The following is an 8009-nucleotide window of genomic DNA, read 5'->3' on the forward strand; positions in this document are numbered from 1 at the left end:
CATTAGAAAAAACTATGAAATTCTAGATTTTTTCTTAACTCCAATATTTTAAGTCACTTTTGTGTAAACAGCTCGCCATTTACTCCTCTTTCTCCGCGACCATCGGCGGTTCGGTCACATCGCCGTCCACGCTGACTTCGATCGCAGCCAGTTTAAAACTCTGTAGCGCCTCGACGCTGGCATTCACCGAGAACGGCAAAGCGGAAATCAAAATCGATGCCGTGCATTTGGCGATCTCGTGTACATAATTTTTCATCGTTCATTCCTCAAATTCACCTGAAAAGAGAGCCTCGCGGGAGAGCATAACCGGGCTCTAAATCCTTCTAGCGATATTCATGCCAGTCGTGTCGTAGGTCGAGTGCGCCGAACTTGGTCGTCGCGCCTAAAGCTTGAACATACTGGCTTTCACGCTTGCCGGCGATGATGAAAGTTGGCGCTGAACTCTCATTTCCACGCTTCGCTAAATCAGTTATTCCCGGCCGACCGTTCGCGCCGGACATCAGAGCTGGGAATATTCCCCACTTTGTGGATTTGCACCGGGGAATATTCCCCAATCCGCAGATCGTCCAAATAAGCCAATGATTTTAAATCTAAAAAAACTGGCACCTTGCTTGCTTTTAAGTAAACAAAGCCATTCGTGTACTTTGCAATTAAACAGCATTTTAAACCGCATTACCAACTGGGTTATTTAGAAACGATACCAGGCTATTCGCGATTAGATTTGGCGCACTGACCATAAAACCGGATTCAATAACCCACTGTCGATATTCGTATAGAGAAAACTGATGATTAATAAAATATCTGTCTATCTCGGCTTAATGATCCTTCTACTGGCCGGCTGTCAACAAACCGAAACGGAAACTCACGAAGCAGCACCCAAACTGGAAGCGACCACGCCACTACGGGAAGATGCCGAAGTGACCAAGGAATATGTCTGCCAGATTCACGCTTTCCGCCATATTGAAGTACGGGCGCTTGAAAGAGGTTATTTGCAGAATATCTACGTCGACGAAGGCCAATTGGTTCATCAGGGACAACCCATGTTCAAGATCATGCCCAATATCTATCAAGCCGAATTACTAAAGGCTCAGGCTGAAGCCAATAACATGCATATCGAATACCTAAATACCAAGGGTTTGGCAGATCAAAAAATTGTGTCGCAAAATGAACTAGCCCTGGCAAAAGCCAAGCTGGACAAGGCCAACGCCGAAGTCAAACTCGCAGAAACTCATTTGGGTTTCACGAGCGTCAATGCGCCGTTTGAAGGCATCATGGATCATTTAGACGCCAGAAACGGCAGTTTACTCGAGGAAGGTGCGTTATTAACCACCTTATCAGACATTAGCAAATTATGGGTCTATTTTAACGTGCCGGAAAGCGAGTATCTCGATTTCAAAACACAGAACGCCAATTCACAAATGACTAAAGTTCAATTAAGAATGGCTAATGGCAAAGTTTATAATCAAGAGGGTGTTATAGAAACTATCGAAGCCGATTTCGACAATACCGCAGGCAACATCGAATTTCGCGCCACATTCGCCAATCCGGATAAATTACTCCGCCACGGCGAAACCGGCACCATACTCATGAAAAAACCCTACAAACATGCGCTATTGATACCACAAAAAGCCACCTTCGAAATACTCGATAAAACCTATGTCTATGTTGTCAAGGCAGACGGAAAACTGGAACAAAGGCTTGTAAAAATTGAAGCCGAATTACCCTATTTATTCATCATAAAAGACGGTTTGCAGGACGGCGAAAAAATCCTGCTAGAAGGCTTAAGAAAAGTCCATGCCGGCGATGACGTGGAAATCAATTTATTGGCACCCGAAAAAGTGCGCTCTGAATTGAAACTCTATACCGAATAATGTCTCAGCCAGGGAATTACGATGTTTAGCATATTCATAAGAAGACCGGTCATGGCGATCGTGTTGTCGCTCAGCTTTCTGTTCATGGGCTTTTTGGCAATCCGTACCCTGCCCGTTTCGCAATTTCCGGATATCGCCCCGCCGCGGGTAACGATTTCCTTGTCCTTCCCCGGTTCCAGCGCGGACGTACTGGTCAAATCGTCATTGATTACCATCGAGCGCGCCATCAACGGCGTACCCGGCATGAAGTACATTGTCTCGGACGCCACCAGCGCCGGCGAAGCGACGATACAGGTTTTGTTCGAGCTGGGTGTCGATCCGAATATCGCCATGGTTAACGTCAAGACCCGCGTGGATCAGGTGATGAGCCGCTTGCCGAATCTGGTGCGTCTCGAAGGGGTGGTGGTCAACTTCGTCCAGCCCAGCATGCTGATGTACGTCAACCTGTACAGCAAGGATAAAAACGCCGACCAGAAATTCCTGTTCAACTACGCCTACGTCAACGTCATCCCGGAAATCCAGCGCATCTACGGCATTGCCCAGGCACAAATCCTCGGCGCCCGCCAATACGCGATGCGGATATGGTTGAACCCGGACCGAATGCGCGCCTATAGCGTTTCGACCGAAGAAGTCATGGAGGCGATCGCCAAGCAAAGCATCATCGGCCGGCCGGGCCGGATCGGTCAAAGTACCGGCATGGCCGCGCAATCCAAGGAATATGTGTTGATTTACCAAGGCTGGTACAACACGCCGGAACAGTACGCCGACATTATTATCCGCGCCAACTCGGAAGGCGAAATTCTGCGTTTAAAAGACATCGCCAAAGTCGATCTGGATAGCGAGTTTTACAACATTTATTCGGACAAGGACTCCCTCCCGTCCGCGTCGATTGTGTTAAAGCAAAACTACGGCACCAACGCCACCAAGGTCATCGAAGACGTCAAGGCCAAATTGGAGGAATTGAAAAAATCCTTCCCGGAAGGCATGGACTACGAGATCAATTACGACGTGTCGCGCTTCGTCGAAGCGTCCATTCATAAAGTGCTCCACACCTTGGGCGAAGCCTTCGTATTGGTGACCTTGGTGGTATTCCTGTTCCTTGGAGACTGGCGCTCGACCTTGATTCCGATTCTGGCGGTGCCGGTGTCGTTGATCGGCTCGTTCGCGGTGATGTCGGCCTTCGGTTTGTCGATTAACTTGATCACGCTGTTCGCGTTGGTATTGGCGATCGGCGTGGTGGTCGACGATGCTATCGTCGTGGTCGAAGCGGTACACGCCAAAATGGAAGCCGAACACCTCACGCCATTCGTCGCCTCGCGGCAAGTGTTGGGTGAAATCGGCGGCGCCATCGTCGCGATCACCTTGGTGATGGTGTCGGTATTTGTACCCATCGCCTTCATGAACGGTCCGGTCGGGGTGTTTTACCGGCAGTTCTCGATTGCGATGGCCTCCTCCATCATCATTTCCGCTGTCGTCGCCTTGTCCTTGGCGCCGGTATTGTGCGCGATGATCTTAAAAAACACGCACGGCCAACCGAAACGCAGAACCCCGGTCGCATTGTTCATCGACGGCTTTAACTATCTGTTCGAAAAAGTCACCGGACGGTACGTCAAGCTGTTAAATGTGGTCGTCACCCGGCGCATCGTTACGGTCGTGGTGCTGGCGGCATTCAGTTTCGGCATTTTCACCGTCGACAAAACCCTGCCGGCCGGCTTCATCCCCGGCGAAGACCAGGGCATGATCTACGCCATCATCCAAACGCCACCCGGTTCGACCATCGAGGTCACCAACAAAGTGGCGAGGCAACTGGAAGAAGTTGCCGAAAAAATCGACGGCGTGCAATCGGTATCGTCCTTGGCTGGCTACGAGGTATTGACCGAGGGCCGCGGCTCCAACGCCGGTACCTGCATCATCAACCTGAAGGACTGGACTCAACGCAAGGTCTCGGTGCAGGACGTGATTCGGCAATTGGAAGAAAAGACTCACGACTTCGGCGCGGTGATCGAATTCTTCCAGCCGCCGGCAGTACCCGGCTACGGCGCCGCATCCGGATTAGCCTTCCGCCTATTGGACAAGACTACCGGCACCGATTACTTCCAGTTCGACAAACTCAACCAGGAGTTCATGGCCGCCTTGCGTAAACGTCCGGAATTGACCGGTTTATTCACCTTTTACGCCGCCAACTACCCGCAATACGAGTTGAAAATCGACAACAAACTGGCGATGCAAAAAGGCGTGAATATCGATAAGGCCATGGAAAACCTGGACATCATGATAGGCAGTACCTACGAACAAGGCTTTATTCGCTTCAACAACTTTTTCAAGGTCTACGTGCAAGCCTTGCCGGAGTTCCGCCGCTTTCCAACCGACGTGTTGAACTACTACGTGAAAAACGATGCCGGCGAAATGGTGCCGTACTCGGCCTTCATGACTGTCGTTCCGCAACAAGGCCCGAACGAGCTGACCCGCTACAACCTGTATAACTCGGCGGCGATCCGTGCCGAACCGGCGCCCGGTTATACCAGCGGCGACGCGATCAATGCGATTAAGGACGTTGCCAAAGCGACTTTGCCGCAAGGCTTCGATGTAGCCTGGGAAGGCTTGTCCTTCGACGAAGCGGCGCGCGGCAACGAGGCGTTGGTGATCTTCGTCGTAGTGTTGGTGTTCGTCTATCTGGTGTTGGCAGCCCAGTACGAAAGTTTTGTGTTGCCTTTGGTGGTGATTTGTTCGTTGCCGGCAGGTATTTTCGGCTCGTTCCTATTACTCAAAACCATGGGTTTGGCCAACGACGTTTACTCCCAAGTGGGCTTGGTGATGCTGGTCGGCTTGCTCGGTAAAAACGCGGTATTGATCGTCGAATACGCGGTGCAGCGCCAGGAGCAAGGTTTGTCGGTGCGGGAAGCGGCCATCGAAGCCGCCAAAGCGCGGTTCCGGCCAATTCTGATGACCTCGTTCGCCTTCATCGCCGGCCTGGTGCCGCTGGCCTTCGCCACCGGCGCCGGCGCGGTCGGCAACCGCACCATTGGCACGTCCGCTTTGGGCGGGATGCTATTCGGCACCGTGTTCGGCGTGGTGCTGATTCCAGGGCTGTATTACATCTTCGCGAAATTGATCGAAGGCAAACGCATGATCAAACACGAAGACGTCAATCCCTTCACCGAAACCTATCATTACGGTACCCAAGATGCTGACGAATAAAACCCATGTTTTGCTAGTAACAGCCTTGGCAACGGCTATGTTGCAAGCCTGCGGTATTCCGGACATGACCAAAAAAACCGCCGATACCCAATTGCCCGAGCAGTTCAAAACCGGTGTCAACGAACAAACCAGTTCCGCCAACGTGAAATGGCAGGAATTTTTCGACGATCCAAATCTGCGCAGTTTGATTGACACCGCCGTCGCGAATAACAAGGAAATCAACATCGCGCTGCAGCGGATCAGCATGGCCGAGAACGAAATCCAGGCGCGCAAAGGCGAATACTTGCCCTTCGTGACATTCGGCGCCTCGGCGGGTGGCGAGAAGACCGGGCGATATACCCGCAACGGTGCGGTCGAGGACAATCTGACCCTCGGCAAAGGCCAGTCATTCCCGGCCTTCCTGGGTGATTACCAGTTCGGCTTATTCTCGACCTGGGAAATCGACATCTGGAAAAAACTCAGAAACGCCACCCAAGTGGCGGTGTACGAATACATGGCATCCGCTGAAGGCCGGAATTTCTTGGTGACCAATCTGGTCGCCGAAGTCGCACATTCGTATTACGAATTGCTGGCCTTGGATAACCAGTTGGATAACTTGCGGCAGAATATCGCGATTCAGCAAAACGGCTTGTTAGTGGTCAGACAATTGCAAAACTTCGCCAGAACCACCGCATTGGCGGTGAAGCGTTACGAAGCCGAGGTAGCAAAAAATCAGGCGCGGCAATACGAGATCGAGCAGCAAATTACGGTCGTCGAGAACCGCATCAATACCCTGCTGGGTAGAACGCCACAACCAATAGAACGCACGTCGAACGGCTTTATGGATATTAAACCCAAAGCCTTGAGTGTTGGCGTGCCTTCCGAGTTATTGCAAAACCGGCCGGACATCCGCAAGGCCGAGTTGGAGTTAAAGGCCACCGATTTAAACATCGACGTGGCCAGGGCCAATTTCTATCCCTCGTTCGGGATCAAAGCCGGTATCGGTTTTCAAGCGTTTGCATTGAAATACCTGATCAATACTCCCGAATCGCTGGCGGCGATGGTGGCCGGCGAGCTGGTGGCGCCGCTGGTCAACAAAAATGCGATCACCGCGGAATACAAAAACGCCAACGCCAAGCAAGTGCAGGCGGCCTACGAATACGAGCAAAGCATCATCAACGCCTACGCCGAAGTCGCCAATCAAATGGCCAATATCGACAATCTGGACAAAAACTACCAGTTAAAACGCCAGCAAGTGGATTCCTTGGTGAAATCGATCGAAGTCGCCAACCAATTGTTCATATCGGCCAGAGCCGATTATCTGGAGGTGTTGCTGACCCAGCGCGATGCCTTGGAAGCCAAGAAGGAACTGATCGAAACCAAACAAAAACAAATCAGTGCGATGGTGGATTTGTATAAAGCGCTGGGCGGCGGCTGGCAAAGTTGAAATGTCGATTTGCCGGGATAGAAACGTGTTGCTGGATATCGGGTGCGCTGTAAAACGGGATCGACGTTCGCAAGCCGATGCAAAACCGGCCCTCAGCCCGACTCTGTTATCATGGTCGATCCCCGCGACAAACACGCCGCATCCCCCTGATTTTCGAGACCTTGTGAATACAACCGAATTTTGTTCCCTGCCGTTAAAACCCGCCCTGCTGGAAAATATTGCATCCCTGGGTTATCTGAGCCTGACTCCGATCCAGGCCCAGAGCCTGCCGTCGATTTTGGAAGGAAAAGACGTCATCGCCCAAGCCAAGACCGGCAGCGGTAAGACCGCCGCGTTCGGCATCGGCCTGTTGTCGCGGCTGGACTTGAGCAATTTTAAAGTCCAGGCGATGGTGATTTGCCCGACGCGCGAGTTGGCCGATCAGGTTTGCAAGGAAATCCGCCAACTGGCCCGCTTCACCCAAAACATCAAGGTGCTGGCCTTGTGCGGCGGCACGCCGTTTGCGCCTCAGCGCGGCTCGCTGGAGCACGGCGTGCATGTGGTGGTCGGCACGCCGGGCCGCTTGCAGGAGCATCTGCAAAAACACAGCTTGCGGTTGGAACATTTGAAAGTGCTGGTGCTGGACGAAGCCGACCGGATGCTGGACATGGGCTTTGCCGACGTCATCAGCGATGTGATTTCCCATGCGCCAAGCCACCGCCAAACCCTGCTGTTCTCCGCAACGTATGCCGAGCCGATTCGGGCCATGAGCCAACACTTTCAGTTCAAACCGGTGTCAATCAGCGTCGAAACCAGCCATCGCGACAACGACATCGAGCAGCGCTTTCATCGAATCGACAAGACTAAGCGGCTGAATGGTTTGGGCTATCTGTTGGCCTATCACCGGCCGGAATCGACAGTGGTATTTTGCAATACCAAACGCGAATGCCAGGACGTGGCCGACATGCTGGTCCACTGCGGTTTTTCGGTACAAGCCCTGCATGGCGATCTGGAGCAAAAGGATAGGGATCAAGTCTTGGTGCGCTTCGCCAACCAGAGCTGTTCGATCTTGGTCGCTACCGACGTGGCGGCCAGGGGCCTGGATATAAAAGACCTGCAAGCGGTGATCAATTACGAGCTGCCGTTCGATCCCGAAGTCTACGTGCACCGGATCGGCCGCACCGGCCGGGCCGGCGCCAAGGGCTTGGCGTTAAGCTTGGTTGCCGACGCCGAGCAGAGCCGGGTCAAAGCCATCGAGGACTACATGAACGCAAGCGCGCGATGGGAAGACATCGCGCCGTTCCGGCTCGACCGCGAGGACCGCTTCGAGCCGCCGATGGAAACCTTGTGGATAGACGGCGGCCGCAAGGATAAGATGCGGCCCGGCGATATTCTGGGTGCCTTGACCGGCGCCGGCGGCATAGCCGGCGGCGAAGTCGGTAAAATCGACGTATTCGACAAGCAAGCTTACGTGGCGATCAAACGCGACAGCGCCGACCAGGCACTGGCATGTTTGCGCAAAGGCAAGATCAAGG

At 52.9% G+C, this 8009-nt stretch carries 5 protein-coding genes; 4 read left to right on the forward strand and 1 reads right to left on the reverse strand.

What is annotated here, in order from left to right; translation table 11 throughout:
* Positions 1-79: 79 nt before the first annotated feature.
* Complete coding sequence (locus AC3B8H_RS15895) at positions 80-256, reverse strand: hypothetical protein (protein WP_488442524.1); 177 nt, start codon at positions 254-256, stop codon at positions 80-82.
* A 529-nt stretch (positions 257-785) separates the two neighbouring features.
* Here AC3B8H_RS15895 and AC3B8H_RS15900 point away from each other — a divergent pair.
* The 4 genes from AC3B8H_RS15900 to dbpA all read left to right on the forward strand — a co-directional run.
* Positions 786-1871, forward strand: a complete 1086-nt coding sequence (locus AC3B8H_RS15900; RefSeq protein WP_488442525.1) for an efflux RND transporter periplasmic adaptor subunit — start codon at positions 786-788, stop codon at positions 1869-1871.
* Between the two features lie 21 nt (positions 1872-1892).
* A complete protein-coding gene (locus tag AC3B8H_RS15905) occupies positions 1893-5069 on the forward strand; it encodes an efflux RND transporter permease subunit (RefSeq protein WP_488442526.1) in 3177 nt (1058 codons plus the stop codon).
* Entirely contained in the window at positions 5056-6495 is a 1440-nt protein-coding gene (locus AC3B8H_RS15910; RefSeq protein WP_488442527.1) for a TolC family protein, read from the forward strand. Before AC3B8H_RS15905 ends, AC3B8H_RS15910 begins: the two co-directional genes overlap by 14 nt.
* Positions 6496-6658: 163 nt before the next feature.
* The coding region (dbpA, locus tag AC3B8H_RS15915) for an ATP-dependent RNA helicase DbpA (protein WP_488442528.1) at positions 6659-8009 on the forward strand (1351 nt) is incomplete at its 3' end.

Source organism: Methylomonas sp. BG-2 (assembly GCF_057766305.1).